Annotated in this window: 22 protein-coding genes; 7 read left to right on the plus strand and 15 right to left on the minus strand. The window is 42.6% G+C overall.

Going from position 1 to position 24,085, the window contains the following annotated elements; all coding sequences use genetic code 11:
• Window positions 1-221: 221 nt before the first annotated feature.
• The 3 genes from EKN56_RS09455 to EKN56_RS21180 all read right to left on the minus strand — a co-directional run bounded on the left by EKN56_RS09455 (window position 222) and on the right by EKN56_RS21180 (window position 4,303).
• Window positions 222-3,029, minus strand: coding sequence for a hypothetical protein (locus EKN56_RS09455; RefSeq protein WP_130591550.1), 2,808 nt, complete (start codon window positions 3,027-3,029; stop codon window positions 222-224).
• A complete protein-coding gene (locus EKN56_RS09460; RefSeq protein ID WP_130591551.1) occupies window positions 3,026-3,766 on the minus strand; it encodes a hypothetical protein in 741 nt (246 codons plus the stop codon). Before EKN56_RS09460 ends, EKN56_RS09455 begins: the two co-directional genes overlap by 4 nt.
• Before the next feature lie 198 nt (window positions 3,767-3,964).
• Window positions 3,965-4,303, minus strand: coding sequence for a hypothetical protein (locus EKN56_RS21180; RefSeq protein WP_246020024.1), 339 nt, complete (start codon window positions 4,301-4,303; stop codon window positions 3,965-3,967).
• A gap of 187 nt (window positions 4,304-4,490) precedes the next feature.
• On the opposite strand from EKN56_RS21180, the gene gapS1 reads away from it, so the two are divergent.
• Window positions 4,491-6,017: a GapS1 family protein gene (gene gapS1 / locus EKN56_RS09470; protein ID WP_130591552.1), complete on the plus strand. Its 1,527-nt coding sequence runs from the start codon at window positions 4,491-4,493 to the stop codon at window positions 6,015-6,017.
• Window positions 6,018-6,476: 459 nt separating this feature from the next.
• Here the strand turns inward: gapS1 and EKN56_RS09475 are convergent, their stop codons facing one another.
• The 10 genes from EKN56_RS09475 to EKN56_RS09505 all read right to left on the minus strand — a co-directional run bounded on the left by EKN56_RS09475 (window position 6,477) and on the right by EKN56_RS09505 (window position 14,825).
• Window positions 6,477-6,935 (minus strand): pyridoxamine 5'-phosphate oxidase family protein, encoded by a 459-nt coding sequence (locus EKN56_RS09475; protein ID WP_130591553.1) that lies wholly within the window; start codon window positions 6,933-6,935, stop codon window positions 6,477-6,479.
• Window positions 6,936-7,030: 95 nt separating this feature from the next.
• Window positions 7,031-7,573: a hypothetical protein gene (locus EKN56_RS09480; protein ID WP_130591554.1), complete on the minus strand. Its 543-nt coding sequence runs from the start codon at window positions 7,571-7,573 to the stop codon at window positions 7,031-7,033.
• A gap of 253 nt (window positions 7,574-7,826) precedes the next feature.
• Window positions 7,827-7,979, minus strand: a complete 153-nt coding sequence (locus EKN56_RS20915) for a hypothetical protein (RefSeq protein ID WP_168189635.1) — start codon at window positions 7,977-7,979, stop codon at window positions 7,827-7,829.
• Between the two features lie 45 nt (window positions 7,980-8,024).
• Window positions 8,025-8,513: a hypothetical protein gene (locus tag EKN56_RS09485; RefSeq protein WP_130591555.1), complete on the minus strand. Its 489-nt coding sequence runs from the start codon at window positions 8,511-8,513 to the stop codon at window positions 8,025-8,027.
• 40 nt (window positions 8,514-8,553) lie between these two features.
• Window positions 8,554-8,736: a transposase gene (locus EKN56_RS21705; RefSeq protein WP_456085573.1), complete on the minus strand. Its 183-nt coding sequence runs from the start codon at window positions 8,734-8,736 to the stop codon at window positions 8,554-8,556.
• A 328-nt stretch (window positions 8,737-9,064) separates the two neighbouring features.
• Window positions 9,065-9,199 carry an IS1/IS1595 family N-terminal zinc-binding domain-containing protein gene (locus tag EKN56_RS21480; protein ID WP_260676936.1) on the minus strand — a complete coding sequence of 45 codons (135 nt, stop codon included), beginning with the start codon at window positions 9,197-9,199 and terminating at the stop codon, window positions 9,065-9,067.
• Between the two features lie 194 nt (window positions 9,200-9,393).
• On the minus strand, window positions 9,394-10,710 hold the full coding sequence (locus tag EKN56_RS09490) for a hypothetical protein (protein ID WP_130591556.1): 1,317 nt from the start codon (window positions 10,708-10,710) through the stop codon (window positions 9,394-9,396).
• A gap of 14 nt (window positions 10,711-10,724) precedes the next feature.
• On the minus strand, window positions 10,725-11,450 hold the full coding sequence (locus tag EKN56_RS09495) for a fimbrial biogenesis chaperone (protein WP_130591557.1): 726 nt from the start codon (window positions 11,448-11,450) through the stop codon (window positions 10,725-10,727).
• Window positions 11,451-11,540: 90 nt separating this feature from the next.
• Complete coding sequence (locus EKN56_RS09500) at window positions 11,541-14,141, minus strand: fimbria/pilus outer membrane usher protein (protein WP_130591558.1); 2,601 nt, start codon at window positions 14,139-14,141, stop codon at window positions 11,541-11,543.
• 96 nt (window positions 14,142-14,237) lie between these two features.
• Complete coding sequence (locus EKN56_RS09505; RefSeq protein WP_168189636.1) at window positions 14,238-14,825, minus strand: fimbrial protein; 588 nt, start codon at window positions 14,823-14,825, stop codon at window positions 14,238-14,240.
• Between the two features lie 1,508 nt (window positions 14,826-16,333).
• On the opposite strand from EKN56_RS09505, the gene modA reads away from it, so the two are divergent.
• The 6 genes from modA to EKN56_RS09530 all read left to right on the plus strand — a co-directional run bounded on the left by modA (window position 16,334) and on the right by EKN56_RS09530 (window position 21,616).
• The gene (gene modA / locus EKN56_RS09510; protein WP_185955856.1) at window positions 16,334-17,089 is read left to right on the plus strand and encodes a molybdate ABC transporter substrate-binding protein; all 756 of its coding nucleotides are present in this window, start codon (window positions 16,334-16,336) and stop codon (window positions 17,087-17,089) included.
• A 27-nt stretch (window positions 17,090-17,116) separates the two neighbouring features.
• Entirely contained in the window at window positions 17,117-17,902 is a 786-nt protein-coding gene (locus EKN56_RS09515) for an ABC transporter permease (protein WP_130591560.1), read from the plus strand.
• The gene (locus tag EKN56_RS09520) at window positions 17,886-18,515 is read left to right on the plus strand and encodes an ABC transporter ATP-binding protein (RefSeq protein ID WP_130591561.1); all 630 of its coding nucleotides are present in this window, start codon (window positions 17,886-17,888) and stop codon (window positions 18,513-18,515) included. The genes EKN56_RS09515 and EKN56_RS09520 overlap by 17 nt, the downstream gene beginning before the upstream one ends.
• A gap of 280 nt (window positions 18,516-18,795) precedes the next feature.
• Entirely contained in the window at window positions 18,796-19,962 is a 1,167-nt protein-coding gene (gene argH / locus EKN56_RS09525; protein ID WP_246020026.1) for an argininosuccinate lyase, read from the plus strand.
• Window positions 19,963-19,970: 8 nt separating this feature from the next.
• Window positions 19,971-20,168, plus strand: a complete 198-nt coding sequence (locus EKN56_RS21185) for a hypothetical protein (RefSeq protein WP_246020028.1) — start codon at window positions 19,971-19,973, stop codon at window positions 20,166-20,168.
• 116 nt (window positions 20,169-20,284) lie between these two features.
• Window positions 20,285-21,616: an anaerobic C4-dicarboxylate transporter family protein gene (locus EKN56_RS09530; protein ID WP_130591562.1), complete on the plus strand. Its 1,332-nt coding sequence runs from the start codon at window positions 20,285-20,287 to the stop codon at window positions 21,614-21,616.
• Window positions 21,617-21,922: 306 nt separating this feature from the next.
• On the opposite strand, the gene EKN56_RS09535 is transcribed toward EKN56_RS09530, so the two are convergent.
• Together EKN56_RS09535 and EKN56_RS09540 are read right to left on the minus strand one after the other, a co-directional pair.
• Window positions 21,923-22,645, minus strand: a complete 723-nt coding sequence (locus EKN56_RS09535) for a FadR/GntR family transcriptional regulator (protein WP_130591563.1) — start codon at window positions 22,643-22,645, stop codon at window positions 21,923-21,925.
• A 55-nt stretch (window positions 22,646-22,700) separates the two neighbouring features.
• A complete protein-coding gene (locus EKN56_RS09540; RefSeq protein ID WP_130591564.1) occupies window positions 22,701-24,008 on the minus strand; it encodes an anaerobic C4-dicarboxylate transporter family protein in 1,308 nt (435 codons plus the stop codon).
• Between the last annotated feature and the right edge of the window lie 77 nt (window positions 24,009-24,085).

A 24,085-nucleotide genomic window follows, 5' to 3' on the forward strand; every position in this document is an offset into this window, starting at 1 on the left:
AATAGGCTCGTGCAGACCCTAACTCAACTATACCCGTCAACACACTTTATGCATTTTGCGAGTCAATGGTCCACGGTTTTCAACTTGCAAATAGCGGGCAAGCGCCATCTCCAAATAATAAGCAGAGTTTACTTGCATATGCATTATGTCGGAATTTCCTTCATATTTTTCCATCGCAATACTGATACCATCGGCAAAAAACATCTGAGGAAAATGATAAATCAATGAACACAATGCCTCATAAACATGACTATTTTCACCATTCTTACGCATAAAATTGAGTAAGTGGTCTGCGCCTCTTTACTGTTAGTTCCCTGATCCTTTACAACACTCAAACCACGAGAGTCTGCACGATGAAGCATGAATCGCAGATTTTCATCTTGAGTAGCTACCGCCTGTGCTTGTAATTCATCGACGATCGTCAGCGCCATATCGCGTAATTCCGGATTGAGCTGAAAGGCTAAAAGCAAATGTTCTAAGCTTTGTTTTCGACAAGGGCGATTGGATGCTACTTTTCGTTCTTGCATATAAAGATTTGATAACGGGTCTGAATTAAATCCGCCACTAAACCATCCACCTTCAAATTTCTCCTTACTCTGTCGACAAATATCCAATGTGTAGAGTTCACTGCATTTGAGCAAAGGAAGAGCTGCCTCACCGATTTTATTTGGAAAAGCAGTCGCTACTGATACCAGAACTGCAGTAGGCATGACCGAATTACTCGCAGTGAGAATATGATTATATATCCAATCAATTTCGTTATTGGCCCTATTTTTTTCCACATAATTCATAAGCCAGTTTTCAAAAGCCATCAAGGCACATTGCAGGACTCCGGGGAGTGTTGAGAAACCTCGATAACCATTCCATAGCTGCAAAGAAGCAAATTGCTCAATCGACGATCCATTGTTGAGTTTAATCTCTACTTTATTCAACGCAGTCTGATTTAGCCATTTATAAGGAGATGCATCATCAACTACTGCAGCATATCTGGACTCAGAAAAAACAGTGACTGCTCGATTGAAAAAATTGAGCATGAAATCGAGAGTCTTTCTTGGATGAAATATAAATAAATATTTGAATGGCCCTTTTATTCCACTTGCAGAAGAATAATCATGTTCAGTATCCAATCCATAGGATGCCTCGATATCCATCGAGTAAAGTTGACCGAACATATCAACTTCATACTCCTTCACCCACTCGTGATAAGCCAATCTAATAACAAAATCAGGAGATTCTTTGCATAATGCAACCGCACTATCGCCTTGCAGTACTAACTGACAGAGTTCATCTACATAAGCCAACCTATCTGAGCCATGTTTCGGAACAAATACATCCTGTTCAATCTGAGCCTTGAATTCATCTTTAATGACAGGAAATACTTTTAATATGACACCCAGAATTTTGAGTCTAAGTTTTTCCTTCCTGTAGGCATCTTTGATTGGCTCAAGGAGATAGAGGCTTAACAATCCAACGGTTCGAGCCTCTTCTGAAAGATCCTTTTGCATGCTCTGCCCATCCCCCCAGATACTGAGTATATCAACGACACTTGGCAAAGATGATGACACCAGTTGTTCTCGGATTTCGTATACAAACTTAATCAACGAAGCCCATCCATGTCCATATGGTTGCAAAATTAGCGTCTGCAATAGAGCATCGACATCCTTCGCGATTTTTAAGCCCAGATCCCTGGGTCGTTGGCAAGTGACACGCAGAATGAACATAAACCTGAGCAACAATTCATTATCATTCTTAATCAACAGTGGTTTGAGTGTTAGGAAGAAATCATCAGCATTGTCACTTTGAAGGATGGCAGTGATAGTTTCATCTTTCCAATAACTTTCGACTGACGACTCAGCAAGCATTAGGCCTACGAAATCTCTCAGTTCAGCATCAGTATTTAGCTTCCTTTGCAACCATAACCGGAAACCTCGATTAATTGCAGGCTCACTTCCAATAGCAGCCAGAAATGCTTTAAGATCGCCGGAACATGCACAATATTCTTCGTGGACGAACTCCTCCAACGCCCAGTCTTCAAGCACATCATGACTAGGACTAATGTACGCCCCCTTATCCTTGAAAATTAAATGTTCGGCTTCCAGTGCAGAGACTGCTTCGGCGTCAAAATCTCTTTCATGAACGCCAAAAAGCATTAACTTTGCCCGTTTTTTCGCAATCTCAATGAACGTTGCCCTCCGCCTTGCAGGTAGCCCACCCTTTCGGTAAGAATCATTAGCAATCACCGAACTCCATACTGTGTTGCGAAATTCCGATTCCGTATCACTCTCGCCAAATGTTGCGCCATTGGTTAATGCACGCATCGCTAGTTCCAAGAAGAAGGGGATTTTGATAATTGATGCCAACGAATCATTTTCCACCAACGGTCTGAGTACCGTAGCTTCAGAGCAAAGTATATTTAGCTGTATGTCGGAGAAACCCTCAATATTTACGGTTGCAAAGGATATTTCACACAATTGTAAGTAACCGAATGACAGTTTCTGGTAAGCGTAGTCTCGCCCTGTTGCTATAACTATCCAGTCCCCCTGTGCTTTGATAAACTTCAGTAAATCCGTAAAGGCAGCCTGATTGTTTAACTCCAATATTTTTTCTGCTGATTCAATCACCAACACCTTATTTTTAACCAAGGAAAGGTGCTCTGCAATCCGTCCTAATGTAGAGCTCATCCCAATAGCTGAAAATACGTCATTCAAGTGACTTTTATCCAAATCTTCAGCCCGCAAATAGAAAGTCGCCATATTCTTTCGTCTAGCTGAGATAAAGTCTTTCACGACACCTGATTTTCCAGCGCCTCTCTCCCCAGTGACAAAAATAAACTGGTTGGCGCCGAAAGCGTCCTCTATTTTGGCAATACCCTCGTCTCGTGGTATATGAATTCCACCTATTGAGGTTGAAATACCATCAAAAATATAATCACCACGCTCACGTAGCTTTCTAATGTCTTCATCCAGAGCAGACGATACAACCGGCTGAAATAGCATACTCAGATCAGAAGGAATATTAGATAAAGTCAACGTTCCGGCATTCTGATTAAACTCTTGGACACACGTAATGAGCCTTGCCACACCAAATATGGTGCTTCATCGGAGTGAGCACTGATAAGTCCCCCCATCATATTGCCCACAATAGAGTTTTTTGAATCCAGATCGAACGATAGTAAGTAGAAAATCCTCAGAAATTGCCAAAGCTGTTCTTCTGTTAGATCCTGACCATTATTGGCTACTTTTAGTTGAATTTTGAATGCTTCGAGTTTCTCAAGTTTATCTTTACTGGTAAAACCCTCTGTTGTGGATTTCTTTATAAACTCTTCAGCCGTTGCTGAATAGCGGGCCCACTCAAGGATGGGTAAAGTACTATTAACATCCTTTCTTGTCAGCGGGCCAGTGATCAAAGCAAGCGCGTCTATTCTTCCATCTACGCCTGTAGCATTAAAATCTTCCCACGCACTTTTGATAACTTCCGAAAACATTGCATCCTGAGCACTTATCGTGATCGTATGCTTAATTTGAGCACACAGTTTATAGTCGTTTCCGGCTTTATCATTTGCGACCAAAACGAAATCATCAGTGTGTACACCATCATATTTTGCTTGAAACTTCAGTTCACGTGCTTTGGCCGTAAGAGGTAGACCTGGAACGGAAATGCCAGCCAGTAGGACCAACGCAAATGATGCCTGTATGCGAGTTTCAAAGTTAACTCCGCCACCACCAGTTGAAAAAGGGTTACTTTGATCTTTCAGGTTTTCACTCATATCCACGTATCCCATTGCATTAGTTAATAGTGTTCTACTGACCGTTCTTTCAGTCCTGATAGGTTAAGATGGTATTTAGAGCTCTAGTTTTCTTACGATCTGCTTTCCCCAAGAACATATTACTCTTATTGTAAGTATCCTTGTAAACCGAACGTATAGTCAAAGATGACTGTCGCGCAGCAGTTTATGATTAATCTTTTACCCTACGTTCTTCAACACAATAACCAAATATGGATGCCGCCAATCCTTATCCACATCAATCTTCCACCTACACACAAACCCATCATGCTCCAACGCACAAATCCCCTTCTGTTTGGCAACAAAGTCATACACTGCCTGACTTTCCAAACCCTGTAGCATATGAGCCAGCAGCTTGCGACGCATTTGCTGGGGCTGCCGTTTTTCCCCGTTACCTGATTTTTTGTACGTGCAGTTAAAATTCTGCCCTACTGCATTCTTCACGCACAGGCCATAGCGGTTACGTGTTCCGGTAGTCAGGTAGTGTTTCCCGGTCCTGAGGTAAAGTCTGTGTGTCATCGTGTGAATGAGTCTCTGACATTAAGTCCCCCCTTCTTTGGCTAACACCATCAGAAATCTTTGCTTGCTGATCATTGAAAAAAATTGGATCTGTCCCCGATATCAATGGTGTTAAAAAATACCTGCTTCTAGCATAAATCTATCTATTAGATAAGATATAGTCCTGAGGATGTAATGGAGAACAGTCGTGATTAAAAATTTAGACATTCAATCAGATGCTGTTGCTAAATTAAGGATGGATGCTATTCGTTCAGAAATACAAGGTTATAATCCTGAATTATTTATCGAATTCTGTATGCAATATAACCTACAAAAATTCGATGATAATTTACATATGCTGCGTCATATGCCGTGGGTAGTTAACTTATGTTTAAAATGGTCAGCATCAGTTATCGGCAAGAATAGAAAATTCAAAACTCTCAACAAAAATCAGGCCATCGCACTGTTTCAAAAAGCTTATGAAAATTTAAATATTATTCCACTCGGCCTTGAAAAGAAAAATGGACTGCATTTTTTCCTTAGAAACAACTTATATCAGCAAGGAATTTATCAAAAGATTGATGCTTTAAACTCCATTAGCAGGCAGGTTTTTTTATTTTCTAAACTTGAAAGCAACCACAAAATAAAGCAATCTTTTTTTAAATTAACAAATATTTCTATTGAAGACTTTTTAAAATTATCTTTTATTTTAATATCTATCATAACAATTGAAAATCCTGTTCGCAAAATGAATATAAATACTTTCAACCTTCTATTTCCAATTATTTCGAAAGATACTATAGAAAGATTTCTTAGGGTAATATCAATTAATTATGAAGACTTGCCAGCATTTTCAAAATTAAAGACTTTTGATAAGCCTTTGCTAGAATACTATTCATCTTCACCATACCTCGAAAATCCTTTAATAAAAAAGGATTCGGAATATTTCCAGATACATACACAACTAACATCAAGAAGTATACAGACATTTATATATGACCTCCTAAGAAGAACCGATGCCGAAAAATTCATGGACAGCTTTGGGAGTGTATTCGAACGTTCATTAGAAAAAATCATCCAAGAGGGTAATATTGATTTTATCACTGAAAATCACCTTAAAGAAATATTACCTAAAGATAACAAAGTAATTGATTTTTTGATTCCGCATATGAATGCAAACATATTTATTGACGCTAAAGGTGTTGAAATACATCAAAAGGGCATGGTCACTTTACGCCCAGAAGATATTTCAGGAAAAATAAAAACGTCTGTTTTAAAAGCCATTGAGCAAGCTCATGAAGTTAATAGAGAGATTTACTTAGACGAAAAAATAATAACTCCATTTAGAAAGGCATCATTCATAATCTGCATTACATATAAAAACCTCTTCTTAGGTAATGGTAGTTTCCTTGCCAGTACTTATGCAAAAAATGAGATGCAAAAAATATATGATAAATTCAATATCGACTACCACATACCTGAAGAAAATATATTTTGCTTAGCATTTGATGAATTTGAGTATCTTATCGCATCCTGCAAAAATGCAAATGTGCCCCCCTATGTGGTTTTACAATACGCCGTTGAAAAGAACAAAGAACCATCTAGTGCAGCGTTCCTTTTTTCCCAACACACAGAAAGTTATTTTGATAAAGTTACTAATTCTCATATAATCAATGATATGGGAAAGGAAATGGTTCAATCACTATTGGACAAAATTAAACCAAATGATGACTAACTGGCAAATGCTGTGGTGCCACTTTGGCAACTAAGAGTTAAAAATGCATAAAACTGACAAATATCAGATAATATTAATGTGCTGTTTTTAAAAGTAAAAATGATCTGTTCTTATAACTATACTTGTTACTTACTAAGTATTTGGCAATTCTACTAAAGCAATGCACTGATAAAGAGAATAAATAGTGCCCCTATCTCTAGATGAACAGGAGTTGGGATTACTAACCTCAGTTAACAGCATCAACTAAAGTGAGTACAGGTATGAGTATAAAAATAACAACTAAAAATAAAATAATTAAATATCAAAGAAATAAATATGAAATCACGATTCAACGTCTAACATCTGGCAAACCCGATAACATCTCCGGGTGATTTATCAGGGCGACAAAATACTTAAAATCCACGCAACTGCGTGGATTTTTTAATTCAATAACATATTGGCTGTTTTCAAACTGACTCACTACTCACCAAATTCAAACGGCATTGATTCTGCGCTCTTATTGATAAAATCCACTCGATATCCTGTTCCATCCTTATGGAAAAATCCTGTTACTAACTCTACTTTAATATAATACATCTCGTTACTGTCTTCGTTATTATGAGCAAAGTACCATGGCTCAAATACTTTAATCAGCTTGCTTCTAATCTCTTGATTTTCTGGCTGAAGTGGATGCCCTATATTGTATGCTTTGCCTGTAAAACGATACATTTCATGACACAATGCGACATTTTCATTTAGCGCGATTTCTCTTATTTTTTGAGTTCTTCCGGAAACAACAATATAAAAGCAATAATCATCATAAAACGCATCGACAATTCTGACGGATGGGACATTATCTTTTGAGGTAGCAAAGGCAAAAAAACTATCCCTGGCAAATAAAGATTCTAAAACCTTAATACTCTCTTGATAAACCGGCATAGATGCACTCCTTTATTTTTCATTACATCGCCAATAATGAACTCATTTAATAATGGCGTTATACCACCATATTTATCGAGGGGCATTCAGCTCAATTAATAAGACAATGTCTTCAGGGCTCGTTTACCCGCACTATAATGTCTATCTCCCTTATCATTATCAACAATAAGAGTCGTGACCAGTAAACTTCCGCGATACTCAGATAATTGCATCATAGAGGCACGCTTTCCCGATGACTTTATGCTCATCTTCTGTAATTCCAGCCAGATCACTTTTCGACCATTAACCTTACCCTCTCTCATCGTTGGCGGGGAAGAACCAAACTCTTCGACCATCCCCTCAGCCACGGCGCGTAAATTAGACTCAGCCATCTTTTTACCCTTCATTTCAAACTGGCTGAAAGTCACCATTGCGCCGGTATTCCGATCCGTCATATACCATGCTTCTTTTGGGCGACCTGAGCTTGAATAGGCTTCTTTCAGTTTGTTATCCGGCATTTTCTGATACTCAGCGGGGAGTTCCATACGGGCTTTTCCATTGAATACCGATCTGGTTTTGGTATCCGCATAGCTATTGCCTCCCATCGTTGCTAAGGCGAAAAAGACCATCGTCATCCCTAATAATGTTTTTACTTTCATATTTCTTCCTGTCAGATATTTCATGTTATTTATCTAAATTCATCTCATGTCCAATGAGGATATAAAAACTAAAATTAAAGCGTGTTATAACGAAATACACCTTCTTAAACTAACACTTCGAATGAATTAAAAAGCATAATTATCATATAGTTAATTAAAGATCATAAAATGTAAGATAACGAATAAATTTGAATCTAGCACAGACATCTAAATAACGGCTTATCAGTAACGGGCATGAATGGATAAAATCAGGTTACTTTTTTCGGTCACATCGTTCCCAAATGTCAATACATCCTGAAACCACAAAGATAACCAGAGTAACCATCACGTAACCCATCATTGCCACCATGGCGATATCAATACTTAAAGAAAACAAAAACATTCCGGTTTCATCCCTGAACATCATTCCCTCTCATTTAATCCAATGGTTGCGGTATCAACACATGGTTATCTACATCGAATTTAAGATATACCGCCGCCGCATACGCCAGGTTATAAAAATCATCACGCCACCAAACAGACTAATCAGTCCTGCAACCATAAAATTAGTCCGGACTCGATTGTCATGAATATCTTTGCTCTGTGGAGCGGTAACTTTGTAATCCCCGGTTCGATCAATAAACACTTCCCGCTCAAGGTTATATTTACCGCCCCGGGAGATCCCGGTTTTTAACGATGGCGAGATCTTTTCTTCCGAGCGGTACTTTCCATCTGCCGATGCAAACACGGCATAATGACGATTAGCCACCTTACTGGTTCTCCGCCCGGTACGTTCCCGCTCCTCTTTCACCATAATTTCGCCGGTAGAAGTAAAGGTATAAATACCGATACTTTCATAACTACGCCAAACCGCATAACCAGTGGCGGCTGAAAAAACCAGTCCGGCAACAAAAATAACGACTCCCAGAACAATAAACCCGTTATATGTTCGTTTTTTCATCTTGATGGCTCCCTGTATTTAAAACTTCCAATGGAATAAATTATCCCGTTACTGTTTCTGCCACTTTTAATCGGCTAATTACATAAATATATTTATTCTGAAATGTCCTGTTGCAGTCGCAACATAAATAACGCTGAGCTTTAGCTTTGCTATAGCCATAGCGTCTAAAATTACTCCCTTCACAAAACGGACATCGTACTGAGAATTGGTTTTTATTTAACACGGTGGTACTCCTGTTATTGGTGTTATCAAAAATGGCGGATTACACAACCTGTCTTTAGCCAAGGCACTACCAGAGCAAACCGATTAGTATCCGGTAATGCCGTAGCAGGCAGAGAGAAATAACACCCAGCCAGCCTCATTATCCTTAGGTGTTATCACCATAAAGCTCTCTTATCAGTCAAAATATTTATTGAATATCCGGATTGTCGAATATCAATTAATTAGCTATACCCGGTTTATCAATATTTGACAGGCCTTTAAGTAAAGAAAGCCGTTCTTTATTTAAATAATCTCTCTTTTTTTCTAATTCTTCAGGTGACTTATAAGCGTTATAAATATTCACCCTGAAAAGTTCGTTTACAGTGACCACATAAATAGCGCTGATAACCTGAAGGTGCAGTGCCGTGTTTTTTAACCGCATTACCTTTAAAGCAATATCGACAAACGACCCTTTTATTGAACATGGTATTTTCTCCTGTAGCTTCACCTTTAAAATAAAAATTTAAATACTAATAAATTAAAATTTAATAATGTAAAAAGGTTAATAATTAATTTTTATAAATTAAGCTTGTATTAGTAGCTTCCCAAAATAAATTGAGAATAGGTATTTAATTAATATCTAACCGCTAATTATTTCGGTTTGGTATTTATTGTTTAGTTAATAATAAGTGACGAACATATTGACTTTTCCGGTTACCGGGCCGGCATAAGCCACTCCGTTACGTTTAATAGCGTTGCGCTGTACAAAGCGAGCAGCGAAAGAAGCTCTGCTTTGACTGTTGAATGTGATATCGGATGGATTGGTTTTTATGCTGCCGTGGGCACCGGTATTCGTTTTATAGGTTGTCGTTGCTTCGCCCATTTTATGGACATTCAGGCGAGTACCGTTATAAAGCATTTCCACTTCCAGCCCTTCAATTTTTTGTCCACCAATGTTGTCATAAAGACTAATATTACGGTTGGTTAGAGGAGAATCGCCTGTGTCCTGGAAGCTGAATTCGACATTATCGAGTTTACCAGAGCATTCAAGACTAATATTGACAGGTTTTATGTTTCCTTGGGCAGGCAGGCTCCCGATATTATTTCCAGTCAAATCAACCCAGCGGCCTAGGTCTATTTGGTAGTCCGCTGCTCCGCGGAGACGGCAGGCTGCGGGGTATATTAATATACCACTACCAGCGAGAGGACCTGGCAGTCTGGATAAACCGTTCAGCTCTTTCATGCTATTAAAATCCACGTATCCATTACTTGCACCAACAACACTTAATGCAATTGGTGATGTTATTGTAATATCGCCAGTTTTGATGAGTTCCGCTCTGATAGAATACTTTGCCGTTCCCTTCAGCGTATATGTAAAGTTGCCAGAAGTACCCTTACTTTCTGGAAATCTCGACATTCTCACATAAAAAGTAGTAACACCGCTAACTGTGAATTCACTGCCTGGTGGGGGTTCTGGGGTTGTGAAACCAGTCCCCTCAATAGTATTAATGCCAGTATGGCCTTGATGAATGTTATAGGTGGTCTCGTCTGATATTTTCAGATAAAACTTTACGCCAATGCCCTCTACAGACGTTTTATAAATACCCGGTGAAAGCTCTGTCGCGCTCCGTAAATAGGTGGCATATATATAACCCAATGAGCCTGGTATTATCCCTGCATCAGTGATCAAATGATCCGCCCCCCAACTGCTCACACCAGAACTTGTACAGGACCAGCCAAAGTTGGGCAGGAAATTATTATAATCCCAAGAGTAAAGAACAGAGCCATTTGGTAAATGGTTATCCACTATCAGCTCTCTTGCCTGAGCGAAGGGTTGATATTCTGGATATATAAAGGTACATGTGCCTGCCGGTTTATTATAACTATTAGGGGAGTTTGCATATGTCCAGGTATATGCAACATGCGACATTCCCGCCCATGCCCCCCGCATCCCTCCCACCACAGAGATTACCGCAGCCAGTACAACCAGCGACATGCTTCTCAGTCTATTCACAACCTCACCCCCGTATTCAGCACCTCAGTCTCCCCACCATAATCATTCACCGCACTGTAGGTCAGCGTTACTGATTTACCTTTAAAACTCTTCGGTACCGCATAGCGCTGGCTGCTCATCGGTGCCGGCATCACTGTTTTACTTTCCAGCGTGGTGCCGTTTGCACCCCCCGCCTTCAGTTCCAGCTTGCCAAAGCTGATGTAATAAGGGGTTGGATTGGTGGCCTTTAGCCATACTTCGCCCCCATCACGCTCAACATCCCACTGTAATGACTTCACCGCATCGGCAGCCTTACTACCATCCAGCCCCTCTGGACGCACAAACACCTTCAGACGACTACGGATGGCCAGCACCAGTTTATTGTTCTCATTATCTTTCGCCTTGGGCGGGATTTCCTGAATCGACAACCAGTACACTGATTCCCTGTCCTGTGGGATTTCTGCCGGTAACACCACCAGACGCAGTTTGCCTTCCTGCTTACCAGCAATCTTCATTACCGGCGGCGTTAGTACTAACGGTAGATTATTCTCATTGCCCTTTAAATCCTCCAGCCAGGACTGAATCAGGTAGGTTTCCTGACTCTCATTAATGACCTCAATCGGTGTCTCTTTGTCGGCTGCATAAGCCACAATTCGGGTTAGCTGTGGCCGAACCGCACCGAAAGTCTGTGCCGAGAGCAACAGGGTTCCCAAAGCCAGTGCGGCGAGAGTTATACGTTTCATGTTATTCAGCCTGTTCAACATCATTTTTCCACTTCCTTTCAATTCATCACTATTCAATATCGGGCAATTGCTCCGGGTTAACTCTGGCTGTCAGCGGCAGTTCACCGGGATTTTCTGATGCCATTGCGATTTATCGTCGGCATCCGGCAATTTGGGCAACGTAAACTGACACTGCTGGTTGTTTCTGCCCCAGGAAACGGTCAGTAATTCATCGTTGCGAGCATCCAGCCCGGTCAGGTAAGTCAAACCGTTATTGCCCACAATACCGGCCTCTTCATCCTGTCCCTCAACAGTCACTATCGCTCCTACCGGTACTGCATTTGGACCCTGAACGATCACCATCGCCCGTCGCCCCACTCGGGTGGCAAAACGCATGAGTACTGCCGCGCCCTCGGTAGGCACCACCTTTCTGGCAGACTCTTTCAGCTCTACCGATTGAGTATTAGTCGTATCCAGACTAATGGTGTTGTAGCGATAAGGGCTCAGGTAGTTCACTACCGCACGCCCAAAATAATCGGTTTGATTATTACTGCCTGACACGCCGACACCTGATGCGCCCGGGGTTTCCACGATAGCGATGGTATCCCCCATTCGTGGGGTTAAAATTGGTCCGCCCTTATACAGAACTAAACCGCCAGACATCCCCGCCGAAAATTGATCCGAATAGTCACTGTGACTGATAGAGGTATTCAACATCGCCAGACTGGAGTCATAACTCAGGGAGGCGGACTCACTGAACTTTTCCTGATAATCTCGCTGTACGTTCAGGCTGTAGGACAGCGGACTGTTCTGACTGCTGCCCGAGAAGCCTACCGACTGGCTGTAACGGTTATCTTTATTGCGGGTCAGGTTGTAATTCACCGAGTTATAATTTTTGCCCCTCTCTCCCCAGCGCAAAGGAATACTGATGCCCAGATTCAGTGAATTATCGTTGTCCCCTTTGCCATTTTTACTGTAGGTATAGGCCAGACTGATATTGGCTGGTCCTGCCATAAATCCATAGCCGGCAGAAGCCGAAGTGGTTTTTTCTGAGGTGCCGTAGTAACGATCCTGACTCAGCGTCAGATAAAGGCTGCCGTAATCTTGCATTCCCTGATTAACGTTCACTTCAAGGCGGCTGCGACGCCGTTTGTTCCACAGGCTATCGCCATCTTCGTAGTCGTTATCGTACCCTTCCCGGCGATGGTAATTACGGCTGTTAAATTCGGAAAACGAGAGAAAGTGCTCCGAGCGGTACTGATAACCCAAAATACGTAATCCAGTATCGGTGGTATCAAACTGTTTGGCGTACAGCAGGCGCAATGCGGTACCATTTTTGGTCTCTTGATCATACTGACCGGATACCCGGTCATAGGTATAACGGGCCTGCGCCATATCCAGTGAAAATGCCCCAATATTGCCGATATTCCAGGCTGCACCCACGGCAACTGACTGGTAATCATCTGAGCCCAGACCGGAAACATTCAGGGTAAAGGCCTCAAATCCCCGCTCAATACTCAGCGCCCCCATCACCGGTTTGTCTGATTGATTATCCCGGTACTCCCCTACTGACAAGCTATAGCGTAGTGCTCCGGGCCGTATCATATTGGGGAGCGAAGTATAGGGAACGCTGAACTTTTGCTCAGTACCGTCGGTCTCTTCTACCGTAACATCCAGATCAGCCCCCATTTGTGCGGAGTACAGGTCATCAATGGCAAACGCACCCGGCGTCAACGTTCGGCTGTAAACGATGTTTCCCCGCTGGCGTACAATCAAACGGGCGTTAGTACGCGCCGTTCCCCGAATAACCGGCGCATAAGTAAACTGCGACTCCAGCAACATGCGCTCGTTAGTACCCAGGGTAAAACCCCGCAGTGGGATAACCCCCATAATATTGCTGGGGGTGTAGGTATAAATATCCCCTGCATAAATTTTGGAACTCAGCGAAACAATATTTCTTTCGGCATACAACCGGTCATGGTTACTCTGCCAGCCCCGATCCGGATTCTTGTTAAAGGTATCAAAGCTATAGACCCGCAAGGCACCAAAACTGGCGGTACTATTAAGACTGACGAAGGCGCTGTTGTTAATATTTCGCCCGCCATCACTGCCGCTGCTCTTCTGTCGGGAATGATAAAAATAGCCGTTATAAGCGGTACGTAACGTTGGTGTACCATCATCCCATTCTTTAGGCGAAATCATCTGAAATCGCTGGCTATTTACTGCTTCCTGCGGCAAGGTCAGACGCAATTGCTGATGCGCATCATCATAAAATACTCTGGCGGCCGGAATACGCTGTTCTAAATCATCACAAACGGCCGATGCTTCTGAAGGCCCGTCATCATTTTTTAGTGACGTTCGCCAGTTGTCATACAGTTCGGTTTTAACGCCGGCGTCATTCAACAACCGACGATTCAGACAGGGCACTACCTGCCCACCCTGTGACTGAGGAACAAAATTCACTTCATACACATCGGTGATCCGGTCATTGACCACCACTTCCACCCGTTTCATTCCGGGTGCAATGGCATTTTTGTAGAGAAAGATGTCTGGCGAAGCGCCATTTTTGTCTTTTCGCAAAAACGCACTTTCAAATTCACTGTCATTTTCTTCTGCCCATACGCCAGAAGAAAATGACAGTAAAATCGACGCAGCAATAACCGATAAAGTGCATTGTTTTCTTATAATCATTCGCTTAGGTAACTTTATCATTTTGACTTTCTCTCAGTCCGTTAAGTCATTTCATACCCACCACGACAATCACTGTCGTGGTGGTTGTTATTTCTACTAAATGCAGTGAGTTAATTATCAGAAGTAGGAGATGACGAAATCAGCCACTCCGGTTACGTTACCGGCCGTTACGCTCTGGTTAAGTGACTTATAGGCCGCTTTGTAGTGCAGATTAAGTGGCCCAGGAGAGCCGGCAACAGGCAATGCAGCCCCCGGATCGGTTGCGGTACCACCGTTAAGATCAATCTGCGTGGTGCCGTTTTGTTGCATGATGGCAACCGCGACGTTAGTTGCCGGTGTTGCAGCAGCGGTATTTGCCATCACATGGGCATCACCAGCCGGCGTGTTAGAGGTGGTGAACAGTGCACGTACGTTGTTCAGTCCGGTAGCTGCTTCACATCCGGTTAACTGGATAGAGAACGGAGTCTGCCCAGCATAAGTACCTGTCGCAGCGTTCAGCGTGGTAGTGGTAACCGGCGGCAAGGTCAGCGTAGCTGAAATTGGCGTACCCGTTGCTACGGTATCCGCAGTAACAGATGCAATCGCGGTACAGGCTGAATCTGTCACGGTACCGTTAAAAGTAATCGTTCCATCAGCCGCCTGAACGGCCGCACTACTTAAAGCCGTTGCCACAACGGTTGCCAAAAGATATTTATTCAATTTCATAACAAACTCCATGTTGGTATTTCACTTTCTAAATTTAATAACCAATGTGTATTTTTTGGTTATATCCTCATGATCTGAGACACAGATAGATGGCCTGCGAAAGCAGCTATCCATGCTCTACTCACGTAAACACTCTCATCTTTTTATATGCATGAGAATTCATCTTTCAAAATAAGTTAATGAGAATAACTTAATGTGTTGAAATTATTTTTCTATCATCTTAATGTTTTTAAAAGTCCATTAAATAAGAGCAACGTCGCCCCATCACCCAGAAATCACAATGTAGTGATTTATTCAAAAAAATACCAATAAATTACTCTTTATCGCTTTTTAAACATTAAAACACGATCAATAATGCTGTGCAACATGATCAATCCAGCAATAAAAACCAATTTAATCAAGTAAAACGATCAATAAATCTAATATGTAGTATTTTAATAAAATAATTAATATGAATAATTAATGAATATAGCCGATAAAACTTTTTTTAATCCACCTGTTTTTTTGTAAATTTAAAAAAACAGTAATGGATTTAATAAATTCATCACATAAAAAGAACCTTTCACCAGGTAATTAAAATAAAATAATGACACTACCAATTATGAGTACTTTAAATTTTACTGTGATTCTAATCATAGATAAGACACTCAATATAAATTGATTAAAATCAAAAATACCGAATTAAACCAATTAGTAACAAAATAAATAAACAGCAAACATTATTAATTTTTCTTCAGAGAAAGCTAAAAATAAGAATAAAAATAATAATAACCAAAGAAATAGTTACATAATTAAATTATTTTAGTTTTAATTTATTTTCTTGTTTATGAAAATGTAAGCCGCAGATAAAAATGAATACTACATTAAATAAAAAACATCTTGTGATGAGCGATAAAACTATAGCTACTCCATGGTTTGATCAGATCCATTATCAACTTGCTAAATTCTAGTTATAAAAAACTCAGGTTTTCTCATTAATTTTTTCATCAAATGCAATTTTTCATACTTAGCATAGTTAAGATGATGGGTAAAAGTGTCGGAATATTTTTATAAAAATACCAATAGAGGATACATTCAATGACAAGCGAGATCTTCAGTTACTGTAATATCAAATAACCATCGCATCTTCATCAGTCCTGTTCGTAAAAATAGAATCGGATAAAGCATACATTCATAATGATTGAAAAGGTGTGTAGCTTTAATACGAAATACTTCATTTCCATCTTTTATCTGATTTCTTTTGCCATACCGCCTCTGACGTCAGGTGCTCGATTTACTCCGCCACGAATAGATCAAGGGCTGACCAGCAAATCACTTTTTTACCCTCACTATAGTCGATCGAAACAACGCTAAAGTGGTATTCAAACCATCTTTGTTTTGTCAAACAGGCATGTTACATTGATTATCGCTATATAAATAATAACATATCGATAGCTTTTGTTTGTCATGCTGGCTACGTCATCGAACCCAAGGCCAGAACAGTATTTAATAATAATGAGAAATCCGTTATGCCTCGTTTATTCAAAAAAGCACTTACCCTGATGAGCTTACTACTAGCCAGTCATTCTGCCAGCGCAGCAGAATTACACCTTTATGCCGGAGCAGGTTTACGTCAGCCTGTAGAATCGATCGTAAAACAGTTTGAACAAGATACTGGCCATAAAGTGGTGATTGAGTATGGCGGTTCAGGACAAATCCTTACCCGCTTTAATCTGACGAAAGCCGGTGATGTTTTTCTACCCGGCTCTGCGGACTACGTTGAGAAATTGCAGCAACAGGGAGAGGTGAGTTCCTCTTACCCATTAGTACTTCATACACCGGTCATGGCCGTCAGAAAAGCCACCGGTGGTGATATTCATACCCTGGCTGAACTGGCGAAAAGTAATCTTAAGATTGGTATGGGCGATCCTAAAGCCATTGCCTTAGGCAAAAGTGGAGAGCAGTTACTGGTCGCCAGTGGTTATGAAAAAGAGCTAAAAGCCAAAATCGTGGTACAGGCTACGACCATTAAACAGCTCCTGATTTATTTACTGAATGGTGATGTAGACGCAGCCGTTATTGGTCGTTCTGATGCTATCAAAAACCAGGACACCCTAACGCTGTTACCTTCGCCGGATGGAATCCCCGAAGAAGTCGCCACGATTGCCGTGCTAAAAACCAGTACTCAGCCGGAGATTGCCAAACAACTGGCTGAATTTTTTGCTTCTCCGCAGGGCATAAAAAACTTTACCGATCGGGGATACCTGCCGGTAAAGAGCAATTAACTGATTAATACGGATACAGGTTAACAGGTGGCAAAATTAGCGTTATTACCTCTGGCGATCCTACTTTTTTTAATCGTAGGATCACTATGCTCACTCTTTACTCAACTGAGTTTTAGTCACCTTATCCAGCTATTGTCAGACAGTGAGATTCAGTTTGCGTTAATGTTATCTGTCACTACGGCGCTCATCTCATTGTTACTGGCCTGTATCATCAGTCTTCCCGCCGCCTGGGCCATGGCTCGTTTGCACGTACCCGGAAAGCGAATTATCAACATACTGTTGGATTTGCCAATGGTAATGCCTCCTTTAGTGGTCGGCATTGGACTGCTGCTGTTGCTGGGGCAATCCGGGCCATTAGGTAAAGTGGCACCGATGATATCCCAATGGCTGTTTTCTCCCTTTGGTATTGTTATTGCTCAAACCTATGTCGCCTGCTCCATTATTACCCGCAGCGCCTATGCTGCCTTTACCTCTATCGCTCCTGCCTATGTGCATACGGCCTATAACTTAGGGCTCACTCCGTTAAAAGCCCTTTGCCTGGTTGAAATTCCATTAGTCTGGCGTTCATTACTCAGTGGTTGTGTGCTGGCAATGTCCCGTGCACTGGGGGAGTTTGGCGCCACGCTAATGCTGGCTGGCGCAACACGAATGAAAACCGAAACCTTGCCTATTGCCGTGTATTTGAATATTGCCAGCGGTGATTTTTCGTTAGCGGTTGGCTGCGCCCTGTTATTAATTTTGTTTGCCGTTTTCCTGTTACTGATACTGCATCTGTTACAACAAAAAGGGATTCCCGATGTTAAAAGTGAATAACCTTTCCTGCGGTATTTTAAAACAGGTCAGTTTTTCCGTTGAGCACGGAACCTGTACCGCAATATGCGGCCCTTCCGGTAGCGGCAAAACCACGTTACTCAATGCCATTGTTGGCAATATTCACTATCAGGGCTCGATTTCCATTGCGGACCAGTGCATTGATACATTGCCTATCTGGCAGCGCCCTTGCCGCTACTTAAATCAACGTTTATATCTGTTCCCTTACCTGACAGTAGAAAACAATCTTCGCCTTGCTCAATACGCAGCAAAGCAGCCACAAGATTGGCAAAAGCGCCGTGATTTATTACAGTTACTGGAAATAGAACATTTAGCTAAACGCTATCCCTCACAAATTTCTGGTGGGGAACAACAGCGGGCAGCGTTAGCCAGAGCGTTAATTAGCCAACCACGATTATTATTACTGGATGAACCTTTCTCCAGCCTTGACTGGTCAGTCAGACTGCGTTTATGGCAGGCACTGAAAACCATACAATCCGAGTTTTCCGTCACCCTGTTATTAGTCTCTCATGAGCCGAAAGAGGTTGAAGCGCTGGCCCGGCAGCATTTAGCTATAGATGATGGCCGCCTTTTAGCCGTAACCACTAACGGATAATCCCCATGACCTCTTCTCTTTAAATTCGAAGAAGCCTGCCTATAGCGTTACCCGCCAGAGTGGGTTTCTCATCATTTTTTCTCCCCTACCTCTCACATTATTAAACAAAATTTTCACACGAAAAGAACAACAATTACTTTCTGTCAAAATTCATTTGTCGATTATGTGATCAATATTGTCGTTTTTATAATCTTAATTGTCGACAATATAACTGTGTGTTGTAGTTCAGATTCATTACGTTCTTTTATGTATAAAAAATAATCTAACGAGGAAAAGTAACATGTCATCAAAACTATGGGGCGGCAGATTTGATTTACCAACCAACAAACTGGTCGAAGAGTTCAATGCAACGATCATGATTGAACAAAGACTATGCCCATTCGATATTAAGGGCAGCATTGCTCATGCAACCATGCTGGGGCGTCAAAATATCATCAGCCAAAGTGATGCAGACACCATCATTAGCGGGCTTAAAAAAGTAGAGCAAGAGATCGAAAACGGCCAGTTTGTTTTCAGTACCGCTGATGAAGATATTCATATGGCAATTGAAAAACGGATGACCGAGATCGTAGGACCCGTAGGTGGAAAACTACATACCGGAAGAAGCCGAAACGACCAAACCACGCTGGACTCTAAAATGCATATGCGCGCTACTATTCTGGAAATTCAGCAGAATATCCGCGCACTACAAGCAACCATTGTGGCCAAAGCAGAACAAAATTTTAATGTCATCATGCCAGGTTATACCCATCTGCAAACCGGACAGCCGATTCTGTTCTCCCATTGGATAATGACCTATTTCTGGATGCTACAGCGCGACTATGGCCGCTTTAACGATCTGTATCGCCGTATGGGGCAGTGCCCATTAGGTGCCGCAGCTTTAGCCGGTACCACCTTCCCTATCGATCGCGAATTCACCGCAAAAGCTCTGGGCTTTGATGAACCAACGCCAAACAGCATTGATTCCGTCAGCGATCGCGACCATATGATTGAGTTTAATGCGGCGGCGGCCATGTGTTTTATGCATCTGACCCGCATTTCAGAAGAACTGGTGCTCTTCTCCAGCCAGGACTTTAAGTTTATCGAACTGTCTGACGATTTCTGTACCGGTTCCAGCATTATGCCGCAGAAGAAAAACCCTGACGTGGCAGAAAAAATGCGCGGCAAAGGCGGTCGGGTTTATGGCAACCTGATGGCAATACTCACCATTATGAAGGGCCTTCCCCTCTCCTATAACACCGACATGAGTGAAGACAAAGAAACGGTCTATGATTCAATGGATACCCTGCAAGCAGGCCTGAAGATTATTGCGCCAATGATCGAGAAAATGAAAATCAATGAAGATAAAACCCGGGATGCGGCAGACCGTGGGTTCTCAACCGCCACCGACATGGCCGACTATCTGGTACGCAAAGGCATCCGTTCCGTGATGCTCACCATGTGGTAGGTAGCGTAGTGAACTACTGCATTAAGCATGGCAAAAAGCTTAATCAACTCACCCTCGATGAGTACCACAGTTTCCATCCACAAATTGAAAACGATATCTATGAAGATATTACGCTGGAAGCCTCAGTCGGTGCCCGACAGTCTTACGGCGGAACAGCACCTGATGCAGTGACTAAGCAGATCGCTCTGGCTAAGAGCCTGTTATAGCCCTTGAGCCAGCCAATCATGTCATAGGGCATCGACTCATCACTCTGCGCTGATGCCTTAAATAAAAATAACCTATATGACTGCCGTGCTTTTTGCATGTTGTAGGAGGGACTCTTATGTCTGAATTATTCTGGGTTCAACTGTTAGTTGTACTTGTTTGTATCGGTGTGGGTGGGCGTTATGGCGGCGTTGGACTGGGTGCGGCCGGGGGGTTAGGTGTATGTATACTGACACTACTGTTCGGCTTACAACCTGCCTCACCACCGATTGCCGTATTATTAATTATTATCGCAGTTATCGCCTGTACCAGTGTATTACAGGGTGCCGGTGGTCTTGATTTTCTGGTACGCGTTGCCGAAAAGATGCTACGGAAAAAACCCAGTGCAATCACCTTTCTGGGCCCTTTCATCTGCTCACTGTTTGTCATGTTTTGCGGAACGGCTTATGTGGCTTTTGCCGTCTACCCGGTGGTGGCAGAAGTTGCCGCTGAAGCCAAAATCAGGCCCGAACGGCCCATGTCGATGTGCGTTATCGCCGCGGGTATCGCCGTTATCGCCAGCCCAATGAGTGCCGCAACCGCAGGTATGATAGCCGCACTGTCGATGTATGACGTTTCTATCATCCAAATCCTTGGGGTGAGTATCCCCGCGTTTATTATTGGTACATTGTGTGGATGTCTATCGGTATTTAAACACGGAAAAGAGCTGGAGAACGATCCGGAATTTCAACGCAGAGTTGCCGCAGGTGACTATCAGTCGCTACACGTTGAGCAAAAAGAAGTACAGGCTTATAAACCAACGTTTGGCGCTAAAGTTGAGGTACTGATTTTTGGTATTGGCGTTGCCACCGTTATTCTGTTTGGCTCCGTCAAGTCTCTGCTGCCTGCTTGGGAAGTCGGCGGAAAAATGGTGCCTCTGGCTACTCCAGCCCCGATCCAAATGGTCATGCTGGCCGCCGCCCTGTTTATCATTATCTTTAGTAAAGTCCCCAGCGATAAGTTTGCCTCCGGCTCAGTGTTCCGTTCCGGTTTAATCGGGGTGGTTGGCGTATTCGGTATTTCCTGGATGACCGGTACCTTCTTCGATGCCTATCGCCCTCTGTTCGAAGAGCTGTTCAAACATATGGTTGAATCCTGGCCGATGCTGTTTGGCTTAATATTGTTCTGCTTCTCAGCCGTTATCTTCAGCCCGTCCGCCACGGTGGCAGCGCTAATGCCATTAGGTGCAGCCATGGGGATTCCCCCTGCGCTGCTGGTTGCTATGTATCCGGCAACCTGCGGTGACTTTATCGTTCCCGGCGCAGGCCAAATTGGCTGCGTCGCCTTTGACCGAACCGGCACTACCCGACTGGGTAAATACGTCATCAACCACAGCTACCTACGACCAGGCTTTGTGATGGTGATTTCAGCAGTGATTGCAGGCTACTTTATTTCTCAAATCGTGTTCTAACTAAACCATATAGGGCCAGAAGCCGACAAATTAATCGTTGTCAGCTTCTGGATTAAGTAAAAAGTTCAATGCATTAGAATTCATAACTAAAAATAGTCAATCGGGGAGAGGCCGCCGTTGGCGGTCTTAGCAGCTTTAGCTGCCGGACAAACAGGCAAAGCCTGTTTGAACAACGCTTGCATTGGCCCGACACACTCCGGGGTAAAGTACAAATGGTCTTACAGACGGGCACAACGTTGATATAAACACACCACCTTTACGGCCAGAATAACCACCAACATTAAAACAGACAAAAAAACCAACAAATTACCCTTTCTCAGTCTTTTTATTACTGCGCTTAACCTTCGGTTTACCAACAGCAATATTCTCCGGCGGCAGAGTCTGTGAAGTGTTCACCAAATGCTCCCGTAACAGTTTCACCGCTAACTCAACCTCTTCGCTTTTAATCGCACTCAAAATAGCCTTTTCCTGCCGGGCGATATCAACAAAATACTCCGGACCAAAAGAATTCAATAATGCAGAGGTTTTATCAAAGTAAGTTATCAGTACATCAGAGAACACCTGCAACACACGATTGCCACAGGCCTGCAAGATCAGCAGATGGAAATCCCGGTCAAACTGGTCTGCTTTGGAAGGAATATGGGCAAACTCTTCCATCTGATTCAGGGTGTTTTCTAATTTTCCCATCAGCGCCGGCGTCATACGCTTAATCGCTAAAGGCAGAATTGCGCATTCAATTAACACCCGCGCTTCTAAAAACTCATTAATATCAAACCCTGCCGCGCCAAACTGAATTTGCATCTGATCGCTTAAGGTATCGGTGTTCATCTGGCGAATCACACTGCCTTTTTTAGGCGATCTATCCAAAATTCCCATTTGGGTCAGCGAGGTCAACACCTTTCTTATTTGATAGCGAGTAACATTAAAACGCGCAGCCAGTTCCGTTTCTGTTTCAATTCGTTCGCCTAAAGTTGCCTGCTCTAAAATATGCGAGCGCACTTTTTCAAAAAAAACCGATTCAGAACCCATTAACAGCTCCCTTACTTCGCTAATTCAATAAGATATAAGTTATTTAGTCGGTAAATCAGTAGAATGTTTTAGCAATCAACATGCAAAAAACAACCGACATCACTAACGATACCATACCGGGCAGCAGAAAACTGTGGTTAATAACATACTTACCTAACCGGGTGGTGCCGGTTCGGTCAAAGGCGACACAGGCGATTTGCGCACCACCGGGAATAATAAACACGGCACAGGCGGCAGGTAGTAATGCTATCAGGGTATACACAGGAAGCCCCATCGCTACCCCTAATGGCATCAACGCAATAATGGTAGCTGCCGGGCTGTAAATCAGTATCGACAGGAAAAACAGCACCAGACCGAACACCATCGGATACTCATTCAGAATATGAGAGAAGTTGGTAATAAACAGATCGTTGTAGGTACCAAAGAAAGTACCGGTCATCCACGATAGGCCAAAGATCCCCACTACGCCGATCAAACCAGACTTAAAGGTAGAACCTTCATGAAGTTTTTCCGGCGCAATACGGCAAAAAATCATAATCAGGCTGGCAGTGGTTAACATCAGTATTTGCAAGGTGGTAGAAACCGACATCACTTCACCATGCCATTCTGGTCTCATCGCTTTAAAAGAACTTAAAATAACAATCAACAGTACGCCGACGGCAAAAATAGCCAGACCGATTTTAGCCTGAGTCGGATTGCCAATTTTTGCGGCTGACAACGTGGTTAAATCGAACTCTCCCGTCTGCTGACGCCGGGTAAATTCCTCATCATCAGACAACTCCGCGCCTTTTTTATACACAAACAGACAACCGGCTAAGCAACCCAGCAACGTACCCGGCACCGTAATGGACAAAATATCCAATAACGTAATATTTAAAGAAGCTGCCTTTGCTAGCATTCCCACCACAACGGCGCTAATCGGGCTGGCAACCAGTGCCATATTGGCCGCAATCACCGACATGGACATGGCTCTTTCCGGACGGACTCTGGCATCGGTAGCTATTTCCGCAATCACCGGATAAACCGAGAAAGCAATATAGGATGTACCACACATGATGGTGAAGATATAACAGACAAATGGACCTAAAAAAGTAATCGCATTGGGTTTGGTGCGCAGCATTTTCTCCGCCAGTGATACCAGAAGGTCAAGCCCTCCCGCGGCTTGAAGAATGGTGATGCAGGTAATAACCGAAATAATAATCAGCATTACACTCACCGGCGGCGAGTCAGGCTCCAGATGAAACAGAAATGCCAGTACGAACAACCCCATTCCCCCGGCAGCACCCAGCCCTATTCCACCAATTTTTCCACCAATAGCTATACATAACAACACGACAGCGAGTTGCACTAAAAAGAGATCCATCTGTATCACCTTATCGTTATTATTTGCAGAGATAAGAAATCAAAAACATTCTGCATAATGTATTAAGTTATTTAAAT

Origin of the sequence: Limnobaculum zhutongyuii (assembly GCF_004295645.1) — a bacterium.
GTDB classification, from domain to species: Bacteria; Pseudomonadota; Gammaproteobacteria; order Enterobacterales; family Enterobacteriaceae; genus Limnobaculum; species Limnobaculum zhutongyuii.

Bases quoted from the DNA above. Each gene is read 5' to 3' on its own strand.
- EKN56_RS09460 (WP_130591551.1), bottom strand. From the start codon at position 3,766: ATGAGTGAAAACCTGAAAGATCAAAGTAACCCTTTTTCAACTGGTGGT.
- EKN56_RS21180 (WP_246020024.1), bottom strand. From the start codon at position 4,303: ATGACACACAGACTTTACCTCAGGACCGGGAAACACTACCTGACTACC.
- EKN56_RS09475 (WP_130591553.1), bottom strand. From the start codon at position 6,935: ATGCCGGTTTATCAAGAGAGTATTAAGGTTTTAGAATCTTTATTTGCC.
- EKN56_RS09480 (WP_130591554.1), bottom strand. From the start codon at position 7,573: ATGAAAGTAAAAACATTATTAGGGATGACGATGGTCTTTTTCGCCTTA.
- EKN56_RS20915 (WP_168189635.1), bottom strand. From the start codon at position 7,979: ATGATGTTCAGGGATGAAACCGGAATGTTTTTGTTTTCTTTAAGTATT.
- EKN56_RS09485 (WP_130591555.1), bottom strand. From the start codon at position 8,513: ATGAAAAAACGAACATATAACGGGTTTATTGTTCTGGGAGTCGTTATT.
- EKN56_RS21480 (WP_260676936.1), bottom strand. From the start codon at position 9,199: ATGTTCAATAAAAGGGTCGTTTGTCGATATTGCTTTAAAGGTAATGCG.
- EKN56_RS09490 (WP_130591556.1), bottom strand. From the start codon at position 10,710: ATGTCGCTGGTTGTACTGGCTGCGGTAATCTCTGTGGTGGGAGGGATG.
- EKN56_RS09495 (WP_130591557.1), bottom strand. From the start codon at position 11,450: ATGAAACGTATAACTCTCGCCGCACTGGCTTTGGGAACCCTGTTGCTC.
- EKN56_RS09500 (WP_130591558.1), bottom strand. From the start codon at position 14,141: ATGATAAAGTTACCTAAGCGAATGATTATAAGAAAACAATGCACTTTA.
- EKN56_RS09505 (WP_168189636.1), bottom strand. From the start codon at position 14,825: ATGAAATTGAATAAATATCTTTTGGCAACCGTTGTGGCAACGGCTTTA.
- modA (WP_185955856.1), top strand. From the start codon at position 16,334: ATGCCTCGTTTATTCAAAAAAGCACTTACCCTGATGAGCTTACTACTA.
- EKN56_RS09520 (WP_130591561.1), top strand. From the start codon at position 17,886: ATGTTAAAAGTGAATAACCTTTCCTGCGGTATTTTAAAACAGGTCAGT.
- argH (WP_246020026.1), top strand. From the start codon at position 18,796: ATGTCATCAAAACTATGGGGCGGCAGATTTGATTTACCAACCAACAAA.
- EKN56_RS09530 (WP_130591562.1), top strand. From the start codon at position 20,285: ATGTCTGAATTATTCTGGGTTCAACTGTTAGTTGTACTTGTTTGTATC.
- EKN56_RS09535 (WP_130591563.1), bottom strand. From the start codon at position 22,645: ATGGGTTCTGAATCGGTTTTTTTTGAAAAAGTGCGCTCGCATATTTTA.
- EKN56_RS09540 (WP_130591564.1), bottom strand. From the start codon at position 24,008: ATGGATCTCTTTTTAGTGCAACTCGCTGTCGTGTTGTTATGTATAGCT.